Below are 25,016 nucleotides of genomic sequence, written 5' to 3'. Positions count from 1 at the left end.
CGGTCAGCCGTCCGCGCGACGGCTACTTCTCGGCGATGAACTCGTGGTACCGGCCCATCCAGTACGGGAGCAGGTACGAGGTGCCGTCGTTCTCGCCGTAACCGTCGCCGCCCTGGTCCAGCTTGTACGGGTCGTGGTTCCAGTGGCTGACCACCCGCTCGTCGACCGGGAGCACGGTGCCGCCACGGAGCATGCCGAGCTTCTTCGGGTCGGCGTCCGGGCGGATGTGCTGGCCGAGGTTGACGATGTCGAGGCGCTGGCTGTTGCTCTGCTTCCAGTCGATCATGTTGAGCGGGAACCGCTTCAGCGTGTCGATCGACTGCCGCAGCCAGGGCCCGTTCATCTCCAGCGGGAACGGGCCGTAGGCGTCGGTCCAGACCTGGTCCTTCAGGGTGACGCCGGCGATGAAGTTGAAGAACGGGTTGAGCTCGTACTGCTCCTGCTGCCAGTAGTCGTAGAGGGAACGGGCCCAGGTGGCCTTCAGGCCGGCGTCCTGCTCGTAGCGGAGCAGGTGGTAGTAGTTCATGAAGGCCATCTCGTCGTCGGACTGGTTGCCGCCGCCGACGCCCGGGGTGACCTTGGGCTGCTGGGTGTTCAGGTCGTAGCCGTCCTCCTCGATGAGCTTGGCCTTGGCCTGCGCGTACTTTTCCGGATTTTTCGCGACATGCTCGGCGATCGTGAGGAATGTGATGATCGTCTGGCTGTTGAGGCCGCGTTCCTCCCTCCGCCACGGGTTGCCGTTGAGCTCCTTCGGGTTGAAGAAGCCCCAGCGGGTGGGCTTGCCGTCATGGTCGGTCAAGGAGAAGTCGTGGTCGATCAGGTGGTCGGTGAGCCTGGTGACGACGCCCGCGACCTCGTCCTTCTCCGTGCCGGTCGCGACCAGGTCGTAGTAGAGCGCGTAGAGGAAGTAGTGGCCCACCAGCTCGTCGGAGCTGGCGTCGGTCTTCCAGAACCACTTGCCGTCGGCGCTCTTGGGCCAGCGCGGGACCAGGATCTTCCAGTACGCGTCGCCCTTCTGCTTGTCGCGGTCGTGCTGCTCGTTGTCCTTGATGTTCGGGTCGGTGGCCGTGGTCTCCAGGATCGTCCGGGCGATGAACCCCTTGGGCGCCGGGTTGGTGCCGCTCTGGGTGACGTCGCCGAGGAACTTCAGGGCCTCGAACGCCTTCCGCGCGTTGGCCTTCGCCGTGGCGTCCTTGGTGGCGGCGTACTTGAACACCTCGGCGGCGCCGTACATGCCGGTCCACAGGCCGTCGTTGTCACTCGCGCCCTGGCCGTACTGGGTGAGGTCGCCCGGCCTGGCCAGCCCGATGCCCTCGACGAATCCGTACGGGGTGCGCTTGTGCCTGGCCTGGATGGCCTGCTCGTAGACGGCCGCCTTCTCCGCCAGCGTGGTACGGCGGGCCTCGATGACGCCGGCGGCCGTGGCGGTGCCGAAGTAGGCGTTGGCGTTCCCGTCCACGGTGACGGCGGTGACCGTGTCGTCCGGCAGCCAGCGGCGGCCCTGGCGGTACTCCCAGGTGGTGCCGTCGAAGTGCACGGCGCCCTTGGCCGTGCCGAGCCAGACGTCGCCGTCGGCGCCGGGGGCGATCGCGGTGAAGCCGAGCATGGGCAGGCCTTCGGCGGGGCCGTACTGCTTGAGGGTGGCGCCGTCCCTGAGCCCGAGGCCGGTGGCGCCTGCGAGCCAGAGGCGGCCCTTGGAGTCGTAGGCCAGGTGGGTGGTGCCGACGGCGGGTGAGATCTGGGTCCACGTTCGGCCGGTCGTCTCGAAGACGGCCGTGGCGGTGGCGACGGCGACGGCGCCGGACCTGGCGCGGGCCACGGCGGTGGCCTGGCCGGGCAGCCGGTCGGGACGCCACGAGCCGCCCGGTCCCTTGCGGTAGAGGCGGTCGCCCTGGACGAGGATCAGGTCGTCGCCGCCGACCAGCAGGGCCGTGGCCGGGTCGGTACCGGGCGGGAGCCGGTCGGCGCCTCCCTTGGTGGCGTCGGCCCCGCCCTGGCCCTTGGCCGCGTCCCTGATGGTCAGCAGGCCGTCGGCGGTGAGGGCGACGAGGTCGTCGCCGCGCCAGACGACCTTGTGGGCGGGCGTGGCCGACAGGGACGTCCAGGCGCCCGAGGCGTACAGGGCGACGCCCTTGTCGTGGGCGGCGGCGACCACGCCGCCGGGGCCCGCGGCGAGTGCGGTGATCTTGCCCTGCAGGGCGGGCAGCGTGGCGCCGACCTGGAGGACGAAGGGGTCGACGACCGTCGCGGCCTCCGCGGGTACGGCCGTGGCGGCCGGTCCCACGGTGAGCGCGACGGTCGCGGCGAGCAGGAGGTTCTGGAGTCGTGCCATGGGTGTTCCTCCGGATCAGGGGGCTGCGAGATACAGTAAAGAGTCTTTATTGCATTCGGGCAAGAGTCTTTACTAGAATTCGCGTCATGTCCCAGCATGCGACGCTCACCACCCTGCGCGAGATCAACGCCTCCGTGGTCCTGGAGTCCATCCGGGCCGACCCGCCGATCTCGCGGGCCGAGGTGAGCCGCCGCACCGGCATGACCAAGCCGACCGTGGCCAACGCCCTCGACCTCCTGGTGTCCGCCGGCCTGGTCCGCCAGGCCGAGCCGCCCGGCGAGATGCACTACGGCGCGGTCTACTTCGAACCGGTGCACACGTTGGCCCATGTCCTGGCCCTGGACATCGGCACCCGCTTCGTCCGCGGCGCGCTGAGCGACCTGCGCGGCACGATGCTGGCCAGGCACGACGAACGCATCGACGACTCCGACCCGGCGACGATCCTGCGCGCCGCCGTGGCCGTCCGCGACGCCCTGTCCCCCGGCGGGCCCCCGGGCGGCGTCCCGCCCGGTGGCCCGGCGGGCGGGGGGATCGAGCTGGTCGCGGCCGGGGTGCCGGGTGTCGTGGATCCCGAGGAAGGGGTCATCCGGCAGAGCAACCGGCCCGCGCTGGAGGGCATGGCGATCCGGACCGAGCTGGAGGCCGCGCTGGGAGTGCCCGCCGAGGTCGAGACCGACGCCAACCTGGCGGTCATCGGCGAACACGCGCTGGGGGCCGGCCGGGGCGTCGCCGACTTCGCGTTCCTGTCCATCGGCGCCGGGGTCGGGGCCGGGCTGATCCTGGGCGATCGTGCGCATCGAGGGCATCGGGGGGCCGCGGGCGAGGTCGACGATCCCCCACCCGGGGAGGACGAGCTGCCCGACAGCCCCTCCGGCGACGCGCTGATGAGCTGGGCCCGTACCTGGATCGCGGCGGGTCTGCGCGACGGGGACACCACGCTGCGGCTGGACGCCACGCCGGAGGCCATCTTCGCCGCCGCCTCCCAGGGTGACGGCCTGGCCTCGGCCATCGTCGCCGAGGAGGCCCGGCGGATCGCGTCGCGGATCGCCACCATCTCCCGGGTCGTCGACGTCGAGCTGGTCGTGCTCGGCGGCGGCATCGGGCTGGCCTGCGCGGGCATCCTGCCCGAGATCGACGCCGCGCTGGCGGGCATGCTGCGGCACCCGCCCCGCGTCGAGGTCTCGGCGCTCGGCAACGCCCCCGTGCTGACCGGCGGCCTGGCGCACGGCACCCGCCTGCTGAGGGCGTCGGTCGCCACCCGTCGTATCTCGGCGGCGGCCAAGGTCTCCGGGGCGGCGAAGGCCACCATCACGGGTTCCGGATCGGAGGGACGATGAAGATCACCGTCGTCGGGGGCGGCTCCACGTACACGCCCGAGCTCGTCGGGGGGCTCGCCGAGCTGGAGCTCGAAGAACTCGTCCTCATGGACCCCGACCGGGAACGCCTCGACGTCGTCGGCGGCCTGGCCACCCGGATGCTGCACGACAGGAAGACGCGCGTCAGGCTCACCACGCACCTCGACGACGCCGTCGAAGGCGCGGACGCCGTGCTGCTGCAGTTGCGGGTCGGCGGGCAACGGGCCCGGCACGGCGACGAGACCTGGCCGCTGGAGTGCGGCTGCGTCGGCCAGGAGACCACGGGCGCGGGCGGCCTGGCCAAGGCGATGCGGACCATTCCTGAAGTGCTCCGCATCGCCGAACGGGTCCGCGTCCTCGCCCCCGACGCCTGGTTGATCGACTTCACGAACCCGGTCGGCCTCGTGACCCGCGCCCTGCTCGACGCCGGTCACCGCGCCGTCGGGCTGTGCAACGTGGCCATCGGGTTCCAGCGCCTGTTCGCCCGCCTGTACGGCTGCGCGCCGTCGCAGCTCACGCTGGGACATGTCGGGCTCAACCACTTGTCGTGGGAGCGTTCCGCGTGGGTGGACGGGGTCGACGTGCTGCCCGGACTGATCGAGCGCCACGCCGCCGCGCTGGCCGGCGAGTGCGAGCTGCCCGCCGAGCTGATCACCGCTCTGGGCGTCGTGCCCTCCTACTACCTGCGCTTCTACTACGCGCACGACCAGGTGGTGGCCGAGCAGCTCGGACGTCCGACGCGGGCGCAGGAGGTGCTGGAGCTGGAACGGCAGCTGCTGGCGATGTACCCGGCGCTGAACGACAAACCGGACCTCCTGGAGCAGCGGGGCGGGGCCCACTACTCGACGGCCGCGGTCGATCTGCTCGCCTCGCTGCTCGACGATCGGGGGGACGTCCAGGTGGTCAACGTCCGCAACGACGGGACCCTGCCCTTCCTGCCCGCGTCCGCGGTGATCGAGGCGCCGTCGCAGATCACCGCCGCCGGGGCCGTGCCGCTGGCCGTACCCGAGGTGGAGCCCTTGCAGGCCGGGCTGATCGCGCACGTCAGCGCGTACGAGGAGCTGGCGGTACGGGCGGCGTTACGCCCTGATCGGGCGCACGTGGAGGCGGCGCTGCTGGCGCATCCGCTGGTCGGGCAGTACGACCTGGCGCAGGGGCTCGCCGACCGCCTGCTCGCGGCCCACCAGGTCTGGGCCTCGTGACCCGGCCTGCGGTCCTGGCGGTCGACGCGGGCAACAGCAAGACCGACGTCGCCCTGGTCGGCTCGTCCGGCGAACTGCTCGCCTGGGTGCGCGGCGGCGGCTTCCAGCCGCACGGGCCGAAGCTTCCCGCCGCGATCGGCCTGCTCGCCGACCTCGTGGCGGCGGCCGTACGGCTCGCGCAGGACGGCGGCGCCCCCTCTGACGGCGCCGGGTACGTGGCCCAGCGGGTGTCGGCGTTCCTGGCGCACTGCGACCTGCCGATCGAGCAGGAGATCCTGCAGACGGCCGTCGAAGCGCGGGGGTGGGCGCCCGCGGTCACCGTGGACAACGACACCTTCGCGATCCTGCGGGCGGGGGCGGGCGTGCCGTACGGCGTGGCGGTCGTGTGCGGCGGCGGGATGAACTGCGTCGCGCGCGGCCCCGACGGGCGGGTCGCGCGCTGGCCCGCGCTGGGGCGACGTTCGGGCGACTGGGGCGGCGGCGAATGGCTGGGCGAGGAGGTGTTGTGGTGGGCCGTGCGCGACGAGGACGGACGCGGACCGCGCACCCTGCTGCGCGAGGCCGTGGCCGGCTGGTACGGCCTGGCGGACGTCACCTCGGTGTGCGTCGGCTTCCACCTCGGGCACCTGCCCGAGGAACGGCTGCACGAGCTGGTGCCGGTGTTGTTCGAGGTCGCGGGACGGGGGGACGCCGTCGCCGTCTCTCTGGTGGAGCGGCTGGGCGACGAGGTCGCCGCCTGGGCCGGCGCGGCGCTCGGGCGGCTGGACTGGGGTGAGGTGAGCGTGCCCGTCGTGCTCGGGGGCGGGGTGCTGACCGGCGGGGACGCCCGGCTGCTGGCCCGGATCGGCAAGGGCCTGCCGGGGGTGGACGTACGGGTGCTGGACGCGCCGCCGATCGTGGGGTCGGCGCTGCACGGGCTGGACCGCCTCGGAGCGACCTCCGAGGCGGTGGAACGGCGGCTCAGAGCCGGGTTCGCCACTCGGCGGCCGTCATGCCCATGAACAGAACCGTGTCCTCACGCTTGAGCTCGGTGAAGCCGAGCTTCGTGTAGAACGCGACGGCCCGGGTGTTGCGCGCGGAGACGCCCAGGTGGACGCCCCGGGAGCCGCGTTCGTCGAGGGCCTGGAGGAGCCTGGCGACGAGCCTGCTCCCCCAGCCCGCGCCCTGCCATCGGGGCAGCAGGTCGATGTGCAGGTGCGAGGGGTGGTTCGCGACGATCTCGGCGGGGGCCGGCCGAGGGGCGGCGAGGTGTTCGGCCAGCCAGCGTTCGGGCTCGGTGACGTGCCGGTATCTCTCGCGGAGCGGCGGCCACCACAGGCGTTCGCAGTCGGCCTCGAAGTCCCGCGTGTCCAGGGCCCCGAGGACGTAACCGCCGGGACCGCCCGCGGGACGCCCCCTGTCGCCGCTGTCGCCGCCGCCGTCGCCGCTGTCGTCGTCGCTGTCGTCGTCGAGCACCCAGGCCAGGGACGGCTGCAACGCCAGGTAGGGGCCCACGAAGATGTCCGCCAGCAGGTGGCGTGTCGGGTAGACGGCTGAGGCGTCCTGGCCGTCGAGGCCGGTACGAAGGCAGACTTCGTACAGAGCTGTTTCGTCGCCCGGTCGGTATGTCCTGATTCCCATGAGTCTAGTAAAGACTCTTGCCTAGATGGAATAAAGACTCTTTACTGTCTTCATGAAGTCAGCAGGCTTTGCGGTCCGTGGGGTCATCGAAGGGTTCTACGGACGGCCATGGAGTCACGAGCAGCGGCTCGACCTGCTCGGCTTCCTCGGCGCCCGGGGCATGAACACCTACGTCTACGCCCCCAAGGCCGACCGGCCGTCGTGGCGGGAGACCGGTACGCGGGGGCTCGGCGAGCTGGCCGAGCGGGGCAGGCAGGCGGGGGTCGACGTCGTCTACTGCCTCTCGCCCGGCCTGTCGCTGCGCTACTCCGACGCCCGTGACGTCCGGACGCTGTGCGAGGCGTTCGAGCGGGCCATGGAGGCCGGGGCCGCCGGGGCGGGGCTGCTGCTCGACGACATCCCCATGCGGCTGCGGCACCCCCAGGACGTCGGCGCCTTCGACGACCTCGCCGAGGCTCAGCTCGCGCTCGTCGACGCCGTCTTCGCGCGTACCGGACGGCTGATCGTCTGCCCCACCGTCTACTGCGGCGACGCCGACGACCCCTACGTACGGGCCATGGGCCTGATCGACGCCCGGGTCGAGCTGTTCTGGACCGGCCGGAGCATCTGCTCCCCCACCATCGACCTGGCCGACGCCGCCGCCGTCGCCCGGGCGCTGAACAGGTCCCCGATCTACTGGGACAACTACCCGGTCAACGACGTCGCGATGGGCCACGAGCTGCACATCGGCCCGTACCGGGGCAGGGACAGGCACCTGTACCGGTTCGCGACCGGGGTGGTGGCCAACGGCATGGAGCTCTACGAGTCATCGAAGATCGCCTTCGCCACGGTCGCCGACTACCTGCGCGACCCGGAGGGCTACGACCCGGAGGAGAGCTGGGAGCGGGCCCTGGCCGACGTCGTCGGCGACGGCGAGGACCTGGCCGCCTACCGGGTCTTCGCCGACAACGTGCGCGGCTCCTGCCTGGAGCCGCACGACGCGCCCAGGCTCACGGGGGTGCTGGAGCAGTGGGCGTTCGAGCGCGAGTCCGGTGACGCCGCGGCGGCGGGGCGGCTGCTCGCCGTACACGCGCAGGAGCTGCTGGACGCGGCCGGGCATCTGCTGCGCGGGCCGGTGCGGCGGCGCGCGCTGGTGGAGGAGGCCCGGCCCTGGCTGGAGGAGTTCGAGCGGGGCGCGCTGGCGTTGCTGGCCGCCGCTCGACAGGACGTACGACCGCACCCCCGTCGCCCCGCCCGCAAACGGGTGTTCGGCGACTGTCTTGAGGAGTTGTCATGGTGAACAGGACGGCCGGGGCGCTCGCCCTGGTGTTGCTGGTGTCGGCCTGCGGTGGCGGCGGACAGAGCTCGGCCACCGACAAGGTGTTACGGATCGCGATGAGCTCCCCCGGCGAGGAGCAGATCAAGGTCTGGAAGGACGTCGCGACCCAGTACGAGAAGACGCATCCGGGCGCCAAGGTCGAGCTCAACTTCCAGGAGGACGACCTCTATCAGACCATCGGCCTGCAGAACCTGCTCAACGGCCGGCAGGCGCCCGACATCTACTTCGAGTGGGCGGGCGACCGGCTGCGCACCCGGGTCAAGGACGGCTTCGCGGCCGACATCTCCGCCCAGGTCACCGGAGGGCCGCTCAAGGGCGTCATCCCGGACGAGGCGTACAAGCGCACCACGGTCGACGGCAAGACGGTCATGGTGCCGTTCGCGGCCGACGTGACCAACGTCCTCTGGTACAACACCAAGATCCTGGCCGACGCCGGGGTGCAGCCGCCCAAGACGTTCGAGGAACTGCTCACGGCCTGCGACACGCTCAACGCCAAGGGCCTCACCCCGATCGCCTCGGGCAACAAGGACCTGTGGGCCGCCGGCAACTGGCTGTCCCACCTGGTCTCCCGGGTCGTCGGCGAGCAGTCCTACCAGGACGTGTTGTCGGGCAAGACCCCCATGGCCAACCCCGACTGGGAACGCGCGCTCGGCTACGTGGCCCAGCTCCGCGACCACAAGTGCGTCAACAGCAGCGCCAACGCCGCCAACGACAACGAGGGCGCGCAGCTGTTCTTCCAGGGCAAGGCCGCCATGCATCCGATCGGGTCGTGGCTGGTCAGCTGGGCCCTGGACGAGGCGCCCAAGCTGAACTTCGACTACGTCAACCTGCCGGCGATGACCGGCGGCGCCGGTGACCAGGACAGCGTGATCGGCGTCGTCACCGGCTACGTGATCAACGCCAAGAGCAGGAAGGTCAAGGAGTCGGCCGAGTTCCTGGCATTGCTGAACTCTCCGGCCAACGCCGCCGCGTTCGTCAAGGCGGGCACGGTGCCGCAGGCCAAGGCGGAGGGCGCCGAGCAGGTCGACGCGCGTACCACCCGGCTCAACGAGCTGCTGGCGGATGCCAGGACGGTGGTCTCCCCGCCCGACACCGGCTACGACCTCAAGCGCGCCGACGCGCTCTACCGCGCGCTGGCCGCGGTGCTCGGCGGGGCGAAGTCTCCCAAGGAAGCGCTGGCCGCCGCGGGATGAAACGCAAGCTCATACCGTACGCGTTCGCCGCCCCGGCGCTGCTGGTGTTCGGCTTCGCGGTGCTCGCGCCCGCGCTGGCGACCGGGGCGTTCAGCCTGACCGAGTGGACCGGTTTCGGGCCGATGGAGTTCGTCGGCTTCGACAATTTCCTCAGAGCAGCCCAGGACACGATATTTCTGGACTCGTTCGTTCATGTCGGCATCTATATTCTTGTCACGATTGTCGTGGAAGTCGCCGTGGGTCTCGTCCTCGCCGGGCTGCTCGTCACCCGGCGCGGCGGGGCGCCCTGGTTCCGGGTGGCGCTGTTCACCCCGGTCATGTTGCCGATGGTGGTCGTGGCCGTGCTCTGGGCGTTCGTCTACAACGCCGACTTCGGGCTGGTCAACGCCCTGCTTGAGGTCGTCGGCCTGCCGGGCAAGGTCTGGCTGGGCGACGAGAGCACCGCGCTGCTGGCCGTCTGCGCGGTCTCCGGCTGGGTGTACGCCGGGTTCTACATGGCGATCTTCTACGCGGCCTTCGCCCAGATCCCGTCGGACGTGGTCGAGGCCGCCCGTCTCGACGGCGCCGGCGAACTGGCCATCTTCCGCCGGATCAAGGTGCCGATGATCAGGGACGCGGTCGAGGTCTGCCTGCTGCTCTGCGTCACGGGCGGTTTCCAGACGTTCGACCTGTTCTACGTCATGACGGGCGGCGGGCCGTACAACGCGACGGAGATCCCCACCACCTACCTGACCCGGGTCGTCTTCCGCGACGGCGAGGTCGGCTACGGCTCGGCCATGGCGGTGCTGATGACCGCGGCCGTCGTGCTCATCGGGCTGGCCTTCATGCGCCTGCGCAGGAGGACGGCCCGATGAGAAGGCTCACGACCGTGCTGCTGGCCGTGGTCTCGGCGGCGTTCTTCCTGCCGTTGTTGTGGATGGTCGCCTCCAGCTTCAAGTCCAACGCGCAGATCTTCGCCGACCCGTTCGCCCTGCCCGCGACGCTGGACTTCGGCCGCTGGGCCGAGGCGTGGGAGGTCGGCGGCATCGGCGGGTACGCGCTCAACAGCGTGATCGTGACCTCGGTGTCGGTGCTGCTGATCCTGGCGCTGTCGTCGGCGGCGGCGTTCGCGTTCAGCCGGTACGAGTTCCGCGGGCGCGGGCTGCTCATGGGCCTGCTGGCGCTCGGGCTGCTGCTGCCCTTGCAGTCGTACTTCATCGCCCAGAGCACGATGTTCACCGAGCTGGCGCTGAGCGACACCCGTTGGGCGTTGATCATCCCGTACGTGGCCATGGGGTTGCCTCTGGCCACGTACCTGATCAAGGTCTACCTGGACGCGCTGCCGCGCGAGCTGTTCGAGGCCGCGCACATCGACGGCGCCTCCGACCTGCGGGTCTACCTGCTGATCGCGCTGCCGTTGTTGCGGCCGGGGCTGGCGACGGTGGCGGTGTTCTCGGCGCTGTCGTGCTGGAACGAGTTCCTGCTGGCCCTGCTCTACATCCAGGACGACTCGCTCAAGACGATCCCGACCGGCCTGCTGGCCTTCTCCAGCCGCTACGTGACCGACTACGGGCTGCTGTTCTCGGCCCTGTCGATCATCACGCTGCCGATGATCGCGGTCTACGTGGTGTTCAACCGCCAGGTGGTGAGCGGCATCACGGCGGGCAGCCTCAAGTAGGACGACGAGCCCCGAAGTCGCCCGTACCGCCACGATGAGGTGGCGGGCGCGGGACGACCTCGGGGCGTGCCCTGTGTGCTCGGGACGCCGGGGGGGCGTATCCCGTGGTCAGGAGCCGTCCGCCAGTGTTCCGATCGCGGCCACGGTGTGCCCGCCCGCGGCCTTGCACGTCCACAGCGCCGCCCCACGCACCCGCTCCGGATGCAACCCGAAAGAATGCGCCGGACAGGTCGGCCAGATCCTGCCCTCCTGCTCGGCGATCACCTCCTGGGCGAGATCGGCGATCAGCACGAGGGTGGCGACCGGTTCGTGCGCTTCGTCCGCACGCAGCCCGTAGCTGGAGTACTGCCCCTTGTACTCGACGCGCAGGTAGCCCAGGTCGTCCCACTCCGGGGAGTCGAAGCCGAGCCGCCCGGGGACACCGGTCGCCTCCATGTCGCGTCGAACGGCGAGCACCGCGCCGTCCAGCACCTTGTTGGTGGTCATATCCCCCATCCTTACGGACTTCCACCTCTGTCGGGGCCGAACGCCGATACGCGCAGGAATTGAATTCACCGGCGGACGGCCGCTTTCCGGGCCCGGCTTGACAATTTCCGAAACAGCCATCTGCAAATCAGCCACATTGGGCCCGAATTTCAGAGCAGCAATCCCCGGAGAAGTCAACCGCGCTTTTCGTGTGGCCTGTCCCGGTAATGCGTGATATCAAATTGGGCGTCAATCCTCGCCATTCCCGGAAGGACCACGCCATGAACGAGCCGTCGGCCGACGCCGCCTGGCACGTCGATCGTCGCTGCACCAACTGCGACACCGCCCGGCAGCTGGCCCCCGAACTCCTCGCCGAGGTCGCCGGGCGTTCCGCGGTCGTCCGCCAGCCGCGCACGGACGCGGAGGAAAAGGCGATGTACGCCGCGGCGTTCGCCTGCCACACCCGATCGATCCGGCGCGGCACACGCGGGCCGGACCCCGCGCTCGACCCTTTTCCGCTGCCGCTCACCGAGCACGTGCACCTGTGCGGGCACAATTCGCCGCACACCGCAGGCGCGAACGCCTATCTGCTGCGCCGCCCGGCCGGAAACCTGATGATGATCGACACGCCGCGCTGGAGCAGCACCCTGGCCGCGAAATACGCCGCGCTCGGCCCGATCACCGACGTGCTGCTCACCCATCGCGACCACGCCGCGCACGGCCGCCAGTACGCCGACCGTTTCGGCGCCCACCTGTGGGTCCACGAGGGAGACCTGTCCGCCGCCCCGGACGCCGACCGCGTTCTCCGGGGCGCCGAGCCGGTCGAGATCGCCGACGGCGTGACGGCCCACCCGCTGCCCGGACACACCGAGGGCAGCACGCTGTACGTCGCCGACGAGACGTACTGCTTCAGCGGCGACAGTTTCTACTGGTCCCGCACCCTCGGCGACCTGGCCGTCGCCGAGTCGGTCACCTGGTACTCCATCACCGAACTGGCCACGTCGCTGGCCCGTACGGCGCCGCGGATCCGCTTCGAATGGCTGCTGCCCGGCCATGGCGACCGCAGGCGGCTGCCCGCCGGGGAGTTCGCCCGCCGGATGCGCGACCTGGCCGTCCGCACCGCGGCACTCGCGCCCCGGCCGATCGACTTCTCCGCGCTGTCCTGGTAGGCCTCGCCGAACGTACACCGCCTTGATCCCGTGTTTCGGGTTCGTGGTGAGATGGCAGCCATGGATACGGTTCTTCGTAAGGCGTCGGAGTCATTTGGGGTGCCGCTCTCGGAGGCGGTCGATCTGGGAGGGTCTTCGCGGTCCACGGTGATCCGGTGCCGTACGGGTGACGGGCGGAGCGTGGTGATCAAGGCGTACAAACCGGATGCCTTCCGCCATTTCACCGCGGAGGCCGCCGGGCTGGCGCTCGGCGCGGGCTCGGGCCCGCGGTTGCTCGCGGTGGACACCGCATATCCGCTGCTGGTCATGGAGGACCTCGGCGAGGCGCCGAGCCTGGCCGACGCGCTGCTCGGGGAGAACCCCGGAACCGCCCGCGCGGCCCTGCTCGCCTGGGCGGTCGCCTACGGCCGGCTCGCCGCCGAGACCACCGGGCGCGAGGACGAGCTCGCCGCGCTGCGCGCCCGCTACGACCGGGGAGAGCAGCAGTGGGGCGAGGACCCCGCGCTCCGTGCGGCGGCCGAGGCGCTGCCCGGCGTGCTCGACGCGCTCGGCGTGACCACCCCGCCCGGCCTGGCCGCAGAGTTGGCACCGATCGCCGATCTGGACAAGGGGCCCTACCCGGTCTACTCCCCCGGTGACATCTGCCCGGACAACAACCTCATCTTCCCGGGCGGCATGCGTCTGCTGGACTTCGAGGGCGCCGGCTACCACTCCGTGTTCCTCGACGCCGTCTACACCCGCATGCCGTTCTCCACCTGCTGGTGCGTCTTCCGGCTGCCCCCGGCGATCCAGGAGGAGATCGAGTCCGCGTACCGGTCCGAGGTGGCGAAGGGCCACCCCGACCTGCTCGACGACGAGGTGTGGCGGGCGGGCATGCGGCTGGGCACGATCGCGCTGACGGTGCAGATGACGACGCTGGTGCCGCGCGTACTGGCCGGGGACCGGCCGCTGCATCCCACGCGGCAGGCGCCGAGCATGCGTCAGCTGTTGCGTCACCGCTGGCAGGCCCTCCTGGCCGACCTCCCGTCCGACTCCGCCGTCGCGGAGGCCATGCGCGGCCTGCTCGCGGCGACGGAGAAGTGGGACTGCCCCGCCCTGCCGCCGTATCCGGCGTTCGCCGGCTGACCGGCCGGCAGGCGCTCTGGCGTCTTTCAGTCACTGGCCGCTGCCCGTTACGCAGATTTAGTACGGTATGTCGTCTGCGTAACGGAAGTGGCAAAATGCAACGCATGATGCTCAGGTGATGAGAGGCGCGCTGTTTGAACGACGAGTTCCGGCTGACCATCGAAGGGTTGGCCAAGGAGTACAACCGGCAGGCCGGAGAGCTGCGCGCGGCCTACGGCAGGCTCTCCGAGCTGACGGGGACCGCCGAGTCCGCAGACCGCCTGGTCCGCGTGACGGTGGGCCCGCGTGGTCAGGTGCAGGAGATCGAACTCGACCCCCGGGTGTACCGCAAGCTCGCGCCGTCGCAACTCTCCCGCGAGATCCTGCAGCAGATCGGCGCCGCCACGGAACAGGTGGCCGACCTGACGAAGGAACTCATGGCGCCGTTCATGCCGGAGGGGCTGCCTCTGGAGGAGGTCCTGGGCGAGGGGGCGAGCATCGACGCGTTCCTGCCCCGGCCGGTGGAGCTGCCGGCCGAGGACGGGGACGTGCGTGGGTGACACCCGCGCCGGCGGCTACCTGGCCGTCTTCAGCGGCCTGCGGTCACGTTCCGCGCAGCTCGACGACAGCGTCGAGCGCGCGTGGGAGCTGAAGGACCGGCTGTCCGCCGTCTTCGCCCACGAGGGCAACCCGCTCGGCGACGACCAGTACGGCGCGGAGCTGGAGAAGAACCAGTGGATCATCGAGAACGGCATCCTCGTGGCCTTCGACGAGTACATCGCCGAACTGGAGGACCTGCGCGACGGATTACGGGCCAGCGCGACCAATTACCAGGACGCCGAGGGCTACGGAGATCCCGGGTACGGCACCGGTGACGACCCGGCCTACCCTCGGGGCGGGTGAGCCGCCGTGGGATTCGACGGTTTCCTCGTGCCCGACTGGGCCAAACCGTTCGTCGGCTATGCCGTCGGCATGGACTGGCCCGAGGGCGACGAGGACGGCTGTTTCCGGCTCGCCGACGCGTGCGCGGCCACCGCGCAGGACGTCCTGGACGGCTGGGGTCTGGCGGACTTCACCCGGATCGGCGACGACTGGGACGGCGACGCGCTGAAGGAGTTCGTCACGCGGGTCCAGTCGGTGTCGGACCCGGCGCTGGTCAAGCTGATCGAGCAGCTCGTCTCGGCCGCGCTCCGGTACAACGATCTCGGCGTCCAGGTCCAGTACACCAAGCGGATGATCGAGGTCTCAGTCTGGTTCCTGATCTTCCAGATCATGTGGTTGCTGGCCGCCACCGCAGGCCCCTGGGGACCGGCGGCCGCGGCCATGGTCGGCGCCCGGGTGCAGCTGACCCGGCTGGCCATCGCCCAGCTCGCCAAGCGGCTGCTGATCAACATCGCCCTGTTCGGCGGCCTGATGGGCGGCATGGACCTCGCGGTGCAGGCGTCCCAGTCCCGGCGCGATCACCTCGACTGGGAACAGATCATGGCGTCGGCCGGCACGGGAGCACTCCTGGGCGCCTTTCTGACGGGCTTCACCGGGATCGTGCCCGCCAGGTCCATGTGGGGGCTGATGGGCCGGTCCGGCTTGGCGAGCAGCGCCACCGACCTGACCACGCAGATCAAGAGCGGGCAGCCGCTCGACCTGGACAGGCTGTTGAAGAGCTTCACCTCGGGCGTGCTGGGCGGCGCGGACGCCCACTGGGCGAGCTGGAGCCCGTTCGCGCAGGGCAAGTCGGGCCCGGGGCCGTCCGGGCATCCGCTCCCGGAGAACTCCGGGCCGCGGGTCCACGGGGACGGTGACGGCACCACGCTCGCCGACGCCGGGGCCAGGCAGGACGTGTCGTTCAGGAACGAAGCCGGCGTCGACGCCCTGATCAACGGCTCTCGGAGCATGGAGCGGCCCGGGTCCTCCCACGCGGGCGACACCACGCTGTCCGGCCACAGCCCGTTCCAGCTCCTGGAGTATTCCGGCCGGCCCGGCGACGGATACGTGAACGGGAACCTGTGGGGCAGGTACGGCGCGGCAGGCGTCCTGATCAGGGGCATGGACGAGCAGGGCCAGCCGCGATACCTGCTCATGCAGCAGAGCCAGTACGTCTCCAACCCCGGCAAGTGGCAACTGCCCGGCGGAGCCCTCGACAGCCTCGAACGTCCCGTGAACGCCGCCGCCCGCGAGCTCAGTGAGGAACTGGGCGTCGGCCAGCGCTACCTCGACCGGCTGAAGCTCAGGGGCGAGCACGTGACGGAGGTCGGCGGCACCGGCTGGAAGTACACCAACCTGGCCGCCGACGGGCCGATGTTCACCCCGAGGCTCGACTCGTTCGAGGCCAGTGGCGCCAAGTGGTTCACGCTCAAGGAGCTCGCCGCGATGGCGAACCAGGGCGACCTGCATCCGGCCCTGGCCAGGGCCCTCCCCGACCTGCTGGCCCGCTTCCACGACGACGGGGGCGCGCCCACCGCCGCGCACACCGGGGCGGGGGCGGGGCATCCGGGCCTGGGGCAGACCATCCGACGATCCGGGTCGGGCCTGTACTACACCGCGCCCTCCCCGCACGTCCCGCTGGACGCGCCCTTCGGCAGCCGGGCCGTCAGCCCCACGTTCGGGGACGTGGTCTGGACGGGAGTCCGCGACGACATGTCGCCGGCCGAGCTGGACGCGGCCCGGCGCTACGCCTCGGGCAGACACAGCCTGATCAACCGGTTCCTGCGCATGGGCGACGACGCCTTCCAGCACTACCGCGAACACGAGATCCCGGCGGAGCGGGCACGCACCGTCGAGCAGATCGAGATGCTGACCTCGCTCCTGGAGCGTCAGCCGGTCCCCGAGACGATCGACGTGATCCGGATGCTGACCTTCCATCCGGACCTGTTCAGCGTGCCCATCGAAGAGCTCGTCGGAACCGTGCAACGTGAGCCGGGATTCCTCTCGACCAGCCTCGGCGACGAGGCGAGGTACCTGGGGGACGTGCACCTGCACCTGCGGGTGCCCGAGGGCACCCCGGCCTTCTTCCTGAAGCTGATCAGCAAGCTCCCGGACGAGGAGGAACTGCTGCTCGGCCCGAGCCTGGCGTGGTTCGGGGAGGACGTACGGCTGATTCACGGCGAATGGCACATCTACGGCCGGGTGCTGACGCCGGAGGAGATCGGCCGCTGATGGAGGAGACGACCCCTTGTCACTGAAGGACCAGCCCGTCTTCCGGACGGTCCAGGCCCCGGACTCCTATCCGCGCACGACGTCCGCCGCGGTCCGCTACGTCCCGATCCTCAAGGACGAGGTCGTCATCGGCTACCTGTGGGCCGCGACCACGGACGACGCGGCCCGGTACGTGCCGCGCGAGCAGGCCGGTGACGCCGCCTTCGACGCCGCCGTCGCCTGGACGCAGCGCCTGCGCTGGGCCAAGGCCAACGGCGTGACCCCGCTGCGGGCGCTGCGTCACTGGGCCGGCGAGGCCGAGGACCCGCGCGCGGGCCGCGTCCCGGTGGGGAGGCCCTTCGAGCTGGCGTCCTTGGAGGCGCTGGTGGAGCTGGCCGCCGACGGATGACGGGTACGCGACCGCGCGGGCGCGATCCGGCTCGGGTCTCCCGGGGTGGTTCAGGGGACGGCGTACTGGTCGTGCCTGGCGTACAGCTCGGTCCATTCGTCCTCGGTGAGCCGGCGGCCGGACGCGACGATGTCGGCGAGTTCCTGGAAGTACGCCTCCCGGGGGGCGCCCGGCGTGAACAGCACCAGCATGGAGGCGGGCGCGTCGGAGTTGTTGCTGAAGGCGTGGACGCCGCCTGGCGGCACGTACAGGAAGTCGCCGGGGGTCGCGTCCCGCCATCGGTCGCCGTCGTACAGCGAGACGGTGCCCTCCAGGACGAAGAACGACTCGGAGATGGTCCGGTGGAAGTGGGCGCCGGGGCCGTTCGGGATCGCGGCCATGTCCCAGCGGTAGAGGCCGAACTGGCCGTCCGTGCTCGCCCCGGTGGCCAGGTGGCCGACCCGGGACTTGACCCCGATCGTGAGGTCCGGCGGCGCGTCGGCCGGGCGGAAGGTCGCGCTGGCGATGCCGTGTTCCTTCAGGTATCGCGGCGGCGGATAGGACATCGTTACCGGCTCCTTGCGGTGGATCGAGCTGGGCGGCATGACTCTAGAGGACGAAGTGGCCCGGCCGGCAGATCCAATTCCCGCCCGTTCGATGGAGCCAAGTCCTGCCCGTTCGATGGAGCCAAGTCTTCCGTGAGGGAGTAGCGGTTTTCCGTAAGAAAGGCGGAGGGAGTCCGCAATGGTCGCGGCATGAGGGTTGTCCATAGCGTTGGCGGGTGTTCCGAAACGTTGTCGCCGTTCTCTGCCTCGCCCTGCCGCTCGCGTCCGGCCCGGCCCCGCCCCACGACCCCGCCCCCTCGTCGGTGGACGCCTTCGTCGCGGCCTACCGCGAGGCGACGGGGCTCCCCGGGGCCGCGGTCGCGATCACTCACGGCAGGCGGGTCGTCCACGCCGCCGGGTACGGCGAGACCGCCTCCGGCGAGCCGGTGACGGCCGACACGCCCATGGCCGTGGCCTCGGTCAGCAAGTCCTTCACCTCACTCGCCGTCATGCAACTGGTGGAGAAGGGCGAGGTCGAGCTCGACCGGCCGGTACGCGGCTACCTGCCCGAGTTCACCATGGCGGATCCCAGGGCCGCGCGGATCACCGTGCGGCAGTTGCTCAACCAGACGTCCGGCATGGCCGACTCGGCCTTCCGCGAGAAGAGCCTGCCCCAGCCCGACACGCTCGAAGGCGCCGTGGCCCGGCTCAGGACGGCGCGGCTCGCCACGGAGCCGGGCACCGCCTTCAGCTACCACAACACCAACTACCAGGTCGCCGCGCGGCTCGTCGAGGTGGTGAGCGGCCGGCCGTTCGGGGCGTACCTCGACGCGAACGTCTTCACGCCTGTCGGCATGCGCGACAGCAGGACCGTCGACACCGACCGCGACCTGCCCGGCAGTGCCCGCGGCCATCTGGTCGTCCTCGGCCGGGCCGTCGCCGTGCCGGAGCCGGCCGGGTTCGGCAACGGCTCCGGCGGGATCCTCAGCACCGCCGGTGACATGGCCCGCTGGCTGATCGCGCAGAACAACGGCATCCTCTCGCCTCAGAGCGTCAAGGAGATGCGCACGCCGTCCGAGCAGAGCGGGGAGTACGCCCTGGGCTGGATGATCGGCAGGACCGGACGCGGCACTCCCGTCGTCCAGCACGACGGCGACCTGTTCACCTCCACGGCCGCCCAGTTGCTGATGCCGGAGTCGGGGTACGGCGTCGCCGTCATGGCCAACACCGGAACGGCCTTCGGCGACGCCGACGCGCTCATGGACGGCCTGGTCGCCATGATCGAGGGAGGCACGCCGGAGATCCCCTCCTCGCCGCCCTTCCTGGTCACCGACATCCTGTTCGCACTCCTGACCCTGGCGACCGCCGGGCTGGCCGTACGGGGGGTGGCCCGCGCCCGGCGGTGGGCCGCCACGCACAGTCGATGGCGGCTCCTGCCGTACATGGTCCCGCTCGTGCTGTGCGTCATGGTCGTCCCGATCATGCGCGTGCTCCTCCGGGGCGGCGACATCATGTGGGTCCAGGTGGTCTACCTCTACCCGACGTTCATGATCTGGTTGGTGACGGGCGCGGTCGCGGGCACGGCGGTGGCGGCCGCACGACTCTGGGCCCGCCGCCGGGCATCGATGGAGATCGTCGTTGAGTGAGAGGACGGGAAGACGTGGACGTGTATGAAGCCGTGGACAGCCGGCGGGCGGTGCGGGCGTTCAGTGACGAGCCGGTTCCCAAGGAGGTGCTCGAACGCGTGCTGACAGCCGCCACGCGGGCGCCGTCGAGCGGGAACCTCCAGCCCTGGCACCTGTACGTCGTGGCCGGCGAGCCCTTGGCCGAGCTGAAACGGCTGGCGACGGCCAGGGCGCTGGCGGGAGACCCGGGTGACGAGCGGGAGTATCCGATGTACCCGGCCGAGCTGACCTCGCCGTACCTGGACCGTTTCGCCGCCGCGGCCGCCCAGCGGTACGAGGCGCTGGGGATCGAGCGCGACGCCCCTGACCGGCCCACGAGGATCGCCGCCCTGAACTCGGAGGCGTTCGGGGCGCCCGTCGTCCTGTTCTGCTACCTGGACCGGGCGATGGGCCCAGGGCAGTGGGGGGACGCCGGGATGTACCTGCAGACAGTCATGTTGTTGCTGCGGGCGGAAGGGGTGCACAGCTGCCCGCAGGTGATGTGGACGATGTACCGCGAGACGGTCGGCCGGATCGTCGGCGCCGATGACGGGCTGGTGCTGTTCTGCGGGGTCGCGGTCGGCTTCGAGAAGGAGGACGTGCCGGGGCTGCGTACCGGGCGGGCGGACCTGGCGGAGACCGTGAGCTTCGTCGGAGTGTGAGGCGTGGGCCGCCGGAGCGGGGGCAGAGCTTCCCGCCCCCGCTCCGGCGGTCACTTCACGAGGTAGGCGTCGGCGAGAACCTGCTGGACCGAGTTGCCGTCCCGGTCCTTCGCCTCGACCTTGATCGAGACGCTGCCCGGGCCCTTCGGGTTGAGCGCGAGCACCTTGTCACCGGGCAGCACCTTGGCCGGCGTCCAGTGCGCGCCCTTGTCGTCGGAGATCCAGACTCTCTCCAGCGACGGCGACCTGCCGCCCTCGGGCCTGACGGTGAAGGTGAAGGGCCTGCCGGCCTGGACCGTGTCGTTCTCCGGCAGCTTGAGCCCGTACTTGAGGCGGATCAGCGGCGCCTGGGCGCAGGGCTGCTTGTCGCCCCACAACACGGTGTCCAGGCAGGGCTGCGGGGCGTCGCCGGCCGTCGGGCGGGCCGAGCGGAACGTCCAGGTGGTCTCGACGCTCGTACCGGGGTGCTTTCCGGCGAAGGCGTCCTTCCACGAGTCCGTGAGCCGGTACGCGCCGGATCCGGCGGGGACGGCGTAGTAGGGCAGGCCCAGGTCGTCGTACTGCGGCTCGACCTCGGTGGTGCCGCTGAACAGGTGGATCTCCTCGGTCCCCTGCGCGCCCTGGTACATGTGGCTCGGGTCGGAGGCGTCGGAGTAGTACCCGAAGCCGAGCGGGCTGAGCGCGCGCAGCCTCAGCCGGTCGCCCTGGCGGCAGCCGTCGCAGTAGACGGCCTGGCCGGCCCAGTCCGGCAGGTCGGGACCGGCGGTGAACTGCGCGGGGACGACGGCCTCGTTCCAGTCCTCCCGCTCCTTGGCGGCGCGGGTGAAGCCGCGGGCGGAGGAGGCGAAGCGCGCGCCGCCCGTGGCGAGGTCGAGGAAGGCGTAGTCACGCTGCCACAACACGTCCCGGCCGGGCGCGTTGTAGTACTCGGTCCTGGCGGCGGGCCCGGCGAAGCTGTGCGAGCCGCGGATGCTGAGGCGCTGGTCGGGCGTGTAGGTGTGGTTGACCTCGGTGAAGTTCGCGCTCGACCCCCACGTGCCCGCCGGCGCGGGGAACTGCGCGTGGTAGGTGGTCTCGATCTCGGTGAGGTCGCGGGCCTTCGGGGCGAAGTTCAGCCGGCCCGCCGTGGTGCCCTTCACGTAGTAGGCCAGTTTGTACTCGAACGGGGTGGTGGGCGTCACGTGCAGAGCGGCGCCCGGGTACGGCTTGCGGGCCAGGGCCTTGCCGAGCCGGTCGGCCTCGCCGCTGTCGATCCACAACAGCGGGATCTTGTTCTGGGCCTCGTACGCCGGGTCGGTGAGCAGCCAGGCGAACCGGTCGCTGGTGACCACGCCCGCGGCGCCGGCCTTGATGGCCAGGTCGAGGTCGGCCAGGAAGAGCGGGAGCGAGTCCCTGGCGGGGAGGTGGACGAGCTTGCCGCGCGCGTCCGCGCCGCCGCGCAGGTCGTCGCCCGTGGTCAGGCTCAGGCGCCGGTCGGCGGCGAACTTCGGCACCGCCGCGTCCTGCTCGCTGACGTAATGGGGGGTGAGCTGGAGCCCCGGCACGGTCAGCTCGACCTCGGGAGCACGGCGGACCTGGTCGAACAGCACCGTGAAGGTGCCCACCGCGGGCGCCTTCCGCACCCGCGTGACGCAGTACCTGCCCCTGTTGACCGGCTCGTAGCTCAGCAGCGACGCGTCGGCGTACATCTGGCCCGAGGCGGTCGTGCGCAGGACCATCACGTTCATGAACGCCCCCTCCGACGTGCGGGGGGTGCTCACCTGGATCGGCTCGGCGTCGGTCGCGTCCAGGGTCACCGTGGTGTCGCCGTCGAGCTTGACCTCGGGGGCGAGCAGCGAGGTGTACTGGAGCTGCCGGTCCGGCTTGGTGAACCAGGTGGGCGTGGCGCCGATGGAGTAGACGCCGCCGTGCGCGAGCTTGAGGTCGGTCTCCAGCGTGCCCGGCGTGTCGGTGGTCCGCCAGTCCATGGTGGCCAGGGTCATCGGCTCCCCTTCGAGGAGGGGGTCGGTGTCGCTGACCCGCAGGGCGGACAGGACGCCCGGCAGGATCGTCCATTCCGGCCTGCCGGCGAGCCTGACGCGTACGGTGTCCATCTTGGCGCCCTTGCGGAAGGCGATCGGCGCCGTCAGGCGGGTGGTGCCGGCCGTGGCCGTCAGGCGTCCCTCGTACCAGCCGGGGTCGCCGAGCGTGGGCTCGACGGTGAGGTCCGCGCTCGCGGACCCGCCCGCGGGGACGGTCAGCGACGACGGGCTGAGCGTGGCCATCCCGGCGGGCGCCTGGGCCTCGCCGCGCTTCAGCGCCAGGGACAGGTCCAGCGTGACCGGTTCCCCGCCGGTGTTGCGGAAGGTCACCTTCCTGGTGAGCGTCTGGCCGGCGTACGGGTCGGTGAACCCGGCGTAGACCGTCGCCAGGTCGTCGAAGACCTGCTGGGTGACGGCCTGCCCGAGGTCCAGCCGGCCCGAGCCCTGGTCGTAGGCCGGGGCGTCGCCCGGCTTCGCGGTGCCGGTCAGAGCGGTCTTGAGCTGCTCGGGCGTCCAGTCGGGGTGCTGCGCGGCGAGGATGCCCGCGGCGGCCGCCACGTGCGGGGCGGCCATCGAGGTGCCGGACGCCGCGGTGTAGTTGTCGTCGATCGGGCCGCCGCCCGGGACGCTGCTGCCCGCGCCCAGCGAGGTGCCCGCCGCGCGCGCCGCGATGATGTTCACGCCGGGCGCGGTGATCTCCGGCTTGATCGCGAAGTCGTCGCTCACGCGCGGACCGCGGCTGGAGAACGAGGCGATCCTGTCGGCCGAGTCGACCGCGCCGACGGTGAGCGCCGAGTTCGCCGCGCCGGGTGCTCCGACGGTGTACCGGCCGGGGCCGGAGTTGCCCGCCGCGACCACGAACAGCGTGCCGTACCGGGCGGTCAGCTCGTCGGCCGCCTGGCTCAGCGGGTCGGTGCCGTCGGTCGCGGTCTGGCTGCCCAGGCTCATGTTGACCACCCGGACGTGCGCGGTGGCCGCCTGCCACTGCATCGCCGCGATGATCTCGGAGTCGCTGCCGGTCCCGTTGTCGTCCAGCGCCTTGGCGACGGTCAGCCGGGCGCCGGGGGCGACGCCCTTGTACCTGCCGTTCGAGGCGGCGCCGCTGCCCGCGACGATGGAGGCCACGTGGGTGCCGTGGCCGACCCGGTCGGTGACCTCGTCAGGGTTGCCGCCGCCCGGGCTGCCCGCGGGGACGAAGTTGCGGGCCGCGGCGATCCGGCCCTGGAGGTCGGGATGCGCGGTGTCGATCCCGGAGTCGATGATGCCCACCGTCGCGCCCGTGCCGTCGAAGCCGGCCGCCCAGGCGGTGGGGGCGCCGATCTGCGGGTTGCTGACGTCGTCGAGCGCCTTGACCTTGCCGTCGAGCCAGACCTTGCGCAGGCCGCCCGCCAGGGCCTTGGCGTTGTCGCGGGTTTCTCCGAGCGACTGCCCCGGCCCGAGTGAGCGCCAGAACGCGGTGGCCTGCTTCTTGTCCACCTTGATCGCGGCGCCGTCGATGCTGTCCAGCACCGTCGGCTCCGCGCCGCCCTTGAGCGACTTCGCCTTGCCGGCCAGGTCGGCGGCCTTGGTACGGGGGTCGTACTGGACGATGAGGGGGATCTGCGCGGCCTTGGCGTCGCCGTACCCGTTGGCCGCCAGGTAGTCGACGTTGAACAGTTCCTTGTCCAGCAGTCCCTTGGTGACGTAAGGCGAGGCGTCAGCGGGGATGACGTAGTAGCCGTGATCGTTCTGCTGGGCCTGGAACGTCCGCGCCTCCCGGCCGTCGCCGGGCTCCAGCGTGGCCGACGCGCGGCCCTTGCCGTCCTTGGCGTAGACGACGGTGTCCCCGGTGATCAGCGTGATCTTGACGGGAGGCGTGCCGGTCACCCGCGCGTCCGCCTTGGCGGCCCCGGGTGGCGCGGTCGTCGCGGTGGCCGCCGCCGGAGCCGCGACGAGCGGCACGGCGAGTACGGCCGCGAGTAAGGCCGCGAGCCCGCGGCGCCGGGGGGTGGACAGCATGCGCACAACTTTCTCCAGACGTGAGAACACCGGCCATCGTCGCCCGTGCGCGATGGAGATCATTTCTTTGCTGACCTAATCTGGGATTCAGTCAGGGCACAAGTCCGCCGAACGGGCCAAAACCCGCCAGGTGGCGGTAACCCGCCGCCCTGTCTCCGCGAGAAAGGGTGTCGTCGATGCTCGAAGCGATCGGCCTCTCACCGGCCGAGAGCCGCCTGTACGTGAACCTCGTGGACAACCCGCGATCATCCGCCGACGAGCTCGCCGCGCAGTGCGACGTCTCGACGCTCCTCGCCGCCCGTACGCTGGCCTCCTTCGCGCGGCGCGGCCTGGCCAGCAGGCTGCCGGGCCGCCGCGCCCGTTATGTCGCCGTCGCCCCCGACATCGCCATCAGACCGCTGCTCACCCGGCACGAGGAGCAGCTCCAGCAGGTCCGTACGGCGATCCACGAGCTGACCGGCTCGTTCCACCTGGCCTCCCGCTACACGACGCATCCGGCCGAGCAGGTGGAGGTCATCACCGGGACCGACAACATCATCAACCGGGCGTACGCGCTGCAGGACAGCGTCCAGGCCATGTTCCGCAACATCGACAAGCCCCCGTACGCCATGCGCGGTCACGGCGACAACGTCGAGCGCGAGCGGCAGATGCTCAGGTCGGGCATCGACTACCGGACCGTGTACGACCGGGAGTCCCTGGCGGTCCCCGGCAAGTTACGCCTCATCCAGGACTCCATCGCCCACGGGGAGCAGGCCCGCGTGGTGGCCGGGGCGGCGGCCAAGATGTGGATCGCCGACGACTCGCTCGCCCTGATCCCCATCCGCAACGGGTCCAACTCCATCGACGCGGCGTTCGTCCTGCACCGGTCCGCCCTGCTCGACGCGCTGATCGCGCTGTTCGAACTGGAGTGGCGGCGGGCGTTGCCCCTACGCGCGGTCTCCCGGCCGGCCGCGCACTCCGCCGAGTGCACCACGCGTTCCGACGAGCCCGACGAGCCGACCAGAGAGCTGCTCGGGCTGCTCGCGGGCGGCCTGACGGACGAGGCCATCGCGCGGACGCTGGGGCTCGGGCTGCGCACCGTACAGCGCCGCATCCACGCCGTCATGCGCGACCTGAACGCCGTCACCCGCTTCCAGGCGGGCCTGGAGGCCCGCGAACGCGGCTGGGTCTAAGGGCTGGGTCCAGCTGTAT

21 protein-coding genes are annotated in these 25,016 nt (G+C 71.1%); 16 read left to right on the top strand and 5 right to left on the bottom strand.

Features of this window, described 5'->3' with window-relative positions; genetic code table 11:
- Positions 1–22: 22 nt before the first annotated feature.
- Complete coding sequence (locus IEZ27_RS14910) at positions 23–2,332, bottom strand: hypothetical protein (RefSeq protein ID WP_189647723.1); 2,310 nt, start codon at positions 2,330–2,332, stop codon at positions 23–25.
- A gap of 86 nt (positions 2,333–2,418) precedes the next feature.
- Here IEZ27_RS14910 and IEZ27_RS14905 point away from each other — a divergent pair, with 86 nt between their 5' ends.
- The 3 genes from IEZ27_RS14905 to IEZ27_RS14895 are packed head-to-tail and all read left to right on the top strand — an operon-like array spanning position 2,419 to position 5,890.
- Positions 2,419–3,669, top strand: coding sequence for an ROK family transcriptional regulator (locus tag IEZ27_RS14905; protein WP_189647722.1), 1,251 nt, complete (start codon positions 2,419–2,421; stop codon positions 3,667–3,669).
- On the top strand, positions 3,666–4,889 hold the full coding sequence (locus IEZ27_RS14900; RefSeq protein ID WP_189647721.1) for a family 4 glycosyl hydrolase: 1,224 nt from the start codon (positions 3,666–3,668) through the stop codon (positions 4,887–4,889). Before IEZ27_RS14905 ends, IEZ27_RS14900 begins: the two co-directional genes overlap by 4 nt.
- Positions 4,886–5,890, top strand: coding sequence for an N-acetylglucosamine kinase (locus IEZ27_RS14895; protein ID WP_189647720.1), 1,005 nt, complete (start codon positions 4,886–4,888; stop codon positions 5,888–5,890). Before IEZ27_RS14900 ends, IEZ27_RS14895 begins: the two co-directional genes overlap by 4 nt.
- Here the strand turns inward: IEZ27_RS14895 and IEZ27_RS14890 are convergent.
- The gene (locus IEZ27_RS14890; protein ID WP_189647719.1) at positions 5,850–6,509 is read right to left on the bottom strand and encodes a GNAT family N-acetyltransferase; all 660 of its coding nucleotides are present in this window, start codon (positions 6,507–6,509) and stop codon (positions 5,850–5,852) included. The two genes, IEZ27_RS14895 and IEZ27_RS14890, sit on opposite strands and share 41 nt — an antisense overlap.
- Before the next feature lie 52 nt (positions 6,510–6,561).
- On the opposite strand from IEZ27_RS14890, the gene IEZ27_RS14885 reads away from it, so the two are divergent.
- From IEZ27_RS14885 to IEZ27_RS14870, 4 genes are read left to right on the top strand one after another with little or no spacing between them, the layout of a single operon-like run.
- Entirely contained in the window at positions 6,562–7,788 is a 1,227-nt protein-coding gene (locus tag IEZ27_RS14885; RefSeq protein ID WP_189647718.1) for a beta-N-acetylglucosaminidase domain-containing protein, read from the top strand.
- Positions 7,782–9,020, top strand: a complete 1,239-nt coding sequence (locus IEZ27_RS14880; RefSeq protein ID WP_189647717.1) for an ABC transporter substrate-binding protein — start codon at positions 7,782–7,784, stop codon at positions 9,018–9,020. Before IEZ27_RS14885 ends, IEZ27_RS14880 begins: the two co-directional genes overlap by 7 nt.
- Positions 9,017–9,874 carry a carbohydrate ABC transporter permease gene (locus IEZ27_RS14875; RefSeq protein ID WP_189647716.1) on the top strand — a complete coding sequence of 286 codons (858 nt, stop codon included), beginning with the start codon at positions 9,017–9,019 and terminating at the stop codon, positions 9,872–9,874. The genes IEZ27_RS14880 and IEZ27_RS14875 overlap by 4 nt, the downstream gene beginning before the upstream one ends.
- Positions 9,871–10,677 (top strand): carbohydrate ABC transporter permease, encoded by an 807-nt coding sequence (locus tag IEZ27_RS14870; protein WP_125634437.1) that lies wholly within the window; start codon positions 9,871–9,873, stop codon positions 10,675–10,677. Before IEZ27_RS14875 ends, IEZ27_RS14870 begins: the two co-directional genes overlap by 4 nt.
- 108 nt (positions 10,678–10,785) lie before the next feature.
- Here the strand turns inward: IEZ27_RS14870 and IEZ27_RS14865 are convergent, their stop codons facing one another.
- Positions 10,786–11,163 carry a hypothetical protein gene (locus tag IEZ27_RS14865; protein WP_189647715.1) on the bottom strand — a complete coding sequence of 126 codons (378 nt, stop codon included), beginning with the start codon at positions 11,161–11,163 and terminating at the stop codon, positions 10,786–10,788.
- Between the two features lie 260 nt (positions 11,164–11,423).
- On the opposite strand from IEZ27_RS14865, the gene IEZ27_RS14860 reads away from it, so the two are divergent.
- From IEZ27_RS14860 to IEZ27_RS14835, 6 genes are all read left to right on the top strand, one after another.
- Entirely contained in the window at positions 11,424–12,311 is an 888-nt protein-coding gene (locus IEZ27_RS14860; RefSeq protein WP_189647714.1) for a 4Fe-4S domain-containing protein, read from the top strand.
- Positions 12,312–12,491: 180 nt separating this feature from the next.
- Positions 12,492–13,436 carry a hypothetical protein gene (locus IEZ27_RS14855; protein ID WP_229823988.1) on the top strand — a complete coding sequence of 315 codons (945 nt, stop codon included), beginning with the start codon at positions 12,492–12,494 and terminating at the stop codon, positions 13,434–13,436.
- A gap of 134 nt (positions 13,437–13,570) precedes the next feature.
- Complete coding sequence (locus tag IEZ27_RS14850; RefSeq protein ID WP_189647712.1) at positions 13,571–13,975, top strand: YbaB/EbfC family nucleoid-associated protein; 405 nt, start codon at positions 13,571–13,573, stop codon at positions 13,973–13,975.
- The gene (locus IEZ27_RS14845) at positions 13,968–14,318 is read left to right on the top strand and encodes a hypothetical protein (protein ID WP_189647711.1); all 351 of its coding nucleotides are present in this window, start codon (positions 13,968–13,970) and stop codon (positions 14,316–14,318) included. The genes IEZ27_RS14850 and IEZ27_RS14845 overlap by 8 nt, the downstream gene beginning before the upstream one ends.
- Before the next feature lie 6 nt (positions 14,319–14,324).
- A complete protein-coding gene (locus tag IEZ27_RS14840) occupies positions 14,325–16,568 on the top strand; it encodes an NUDIX domain-containing protein (protein ID WP_189647710.1) in 2,244 nt (747 codons plus the stop codon).
- A gap of 16 nt (positions 16,569–16,584) precedes the next feature.
- A complete protein-coding gene (locus IEZ27_RS14835; protein WP_189647709.1) occupies positions 16,585–16,956 on the top strand; it encodes a hypothetical protein in 372 nt (123 codons plus the stop codon).
- 50 nt (positions 16,957–17,006) lie between these two features.
- Here the strand turns inward: IEZ27_RS14835 and IEZ27_RS14830 are convergent, their stop codons facing one another.
- Positions 17,007–17,501: a cupin domain-containing protein gene (locus IEZ27_RS14830; protein ID WP_125634422.1), complete on the bottom strand. Its 495-nt coding sequence runs from the start codon at positions 17,499–17,501 to the stop codon at positions 17,007–17,009.
- Positions 17,502–17,716: 215 nt separating this feature from the next.
- Between IEZ27_RS14830 and IEZ27_RS14825 the strand changes: the two genes are divergently transcribed.
- Together IEZ27_RS14825 and IEZ27_RS14820 are read left to right on the top strand one after the other, a co-directional pair.
- A complete protein-coding gene (locus IEZ27_RS14825) occupies positions 17,717–19,126 on the top strand; it encodes a serine hydrolase domain-containing protein (RefSeq protein WP_189647708.1) in 1,410 nt (469 codons plus the stop codon).
- A 14-nt stretch (positions 19,127–19,140) separates the two neighbouring features.
- Positions 19,141–19,806, top strand: a complete 666-nt coding sequence (locus IEZ27_RS14820) for a nitroreductase (RefSeq protein ID WP_189647707.1) — start codon at positions 19,141–19,143, stop codon at positions 19,804–19,806.
- 50 nt (positions 19,807–19,856) lie between these two features.
- Here the strand turns inward: IEZ27_RS14820 and IEZ27_RS14815 are convergent, their stop codons facing one another.
- Positions 19,857–23,825, bottom strand: a complete 3,969-nt coding sequence (locus tag IEZ27_RS14815; RefSeq protein WP_189647706.1) for a S8 family serine peptidase — start codon at positions 23,823–23,825, stop codon at positions 19,857–19,859.
- A gap of 176 nt (positions 23,826–24,001) precedes the next feature.
- Between IEZ27_RS14815 and IEZ27_RS14810 the strand changes: the two genes are divergently transcribed.
- Positions 24,002–24,997, top strand: coding sequence for a helix-turn-helix domain-containing protein (locus tag IEZ27_RS14810; RefSeq protein ID WP_189647705.1), 996 nt, complete (start codon positions 24,002–24,004; stop codon positions 24,995–24,997).
- Positions 24,998–25,016 lie beyond the last annotated feature (19 nt).

Source organism: Nonomuraea spiralis (genome assembly GCF_014648435.1).
GTDB classification, from domain to species: Bacteria; Actinomycetota; Actinomycetes; order Streptosporangiales; family Streptosporangiaceae; genus Nonomuraea; species Nonomuraea spiralis.
The sequence above is the reverse complement of the archived record's forward strand: the minus strand, read 5'-3'. Positions and strand labels throughout refer to the sequence as shown.

Excerpts from the sequence above, each read along its gene's own strand:
- IEZ27_RS14830 (WP_125634422.1), bottom strand. The coding sequence starts at position 17,501 with ATGTCCTATCCGCCGCCGCGATACCTGAAGGAACACGGCATCGCCAGC.
- IEZ27_RS14885 (WP_189647718.1), top strand. The coding sequence starts at position 6,562 with ATGAAGTCAGCAGGCTTTGCGGTCCGTGGGGTCATCGAAGGGTTCTAC.
- IEZ27_RS14810 (WP_189647705.1), top strand. The coding sequence starts at position 24,002 with ATGCTCGAAGCGATCGGCCTCTCACCGGCCGAGAGCCGCCTGTACGTG.
- IEZ27_RS14880 (WP_189647717.1), top strand. The coding sequence starts at position 7,782 with ATGGTGAACAGGACGGCCGGGGCGCTCGCCCTGGTGTTGCTGGTGTCG.
- IEZ27_RS14905 (WP_189647722.1), top strand. The coding sequence starts at position 2,419 with ATGTCCCAGCATGCGACGCTCACCACCCTGCGCGAGATCAACGCCTCC.
- IEZ27_RS14815 (WP_189647706.1), bottom strand. The coding sequence starts at position 23,825 with ATGCTGTCCACCCCCCGGCGCCGCGGGCTCGCGGCCTTACTCGCGGCC.
- IEZ27_RS14860 (WP_189647714.1), top strand. The coding sequence starts at position 11,424 with ATGAACGAGCCGTCGGCCGACGCCGCCTGGCACGTCGATCGTCGCTGC.
- IEZ27_RS14875 (WP_189647716.1), top strand. The coding sequence starts at position 9,017 with ATGAAACGCAAGCTCATACCGTACGCGTTCGCCGCCCCGGCGCTGCTG.
- IEZ27_RS14870 (WP_125634437.1), top strand. The coding sequence starts at position 9,871 with ATGAGAAGGCTCACGACCGTGCTGCTGGCCGTGGTCTCGGCGGCGTTC.
- IEZ27_RS14900 (WP_189647721.1), top strand. The coding sequence starts at position 3,666 with ATGAAGATCACCGTCGTCGGGGGCGGCTCCACGTACACGCCCGAGCTC.
- IEZ27_RS14865 (WP_189647715.1), bottom strand. The coding sequence starts at position 11,163 with ATGACCACCAACAAGGTGCTGGACGGCGCGGTGCTCGCCGTTCGACGC.
- IEZ27_RS14910 (WP_189647723.1), bottom strand. The coding sequence starts at position 2,332 with ATGGCACGACTCCAGAACCTCCTGCTCGCCGCGACCGTCGCGCTCACC.
- IEZ27_RS14890 (WP_189647719.1), bottom strand. The coding sequence starts at position 6,509 with ATGGGAATCAGGACATACCGACCGGGCGACGAAACAGCTCTGTACGAA.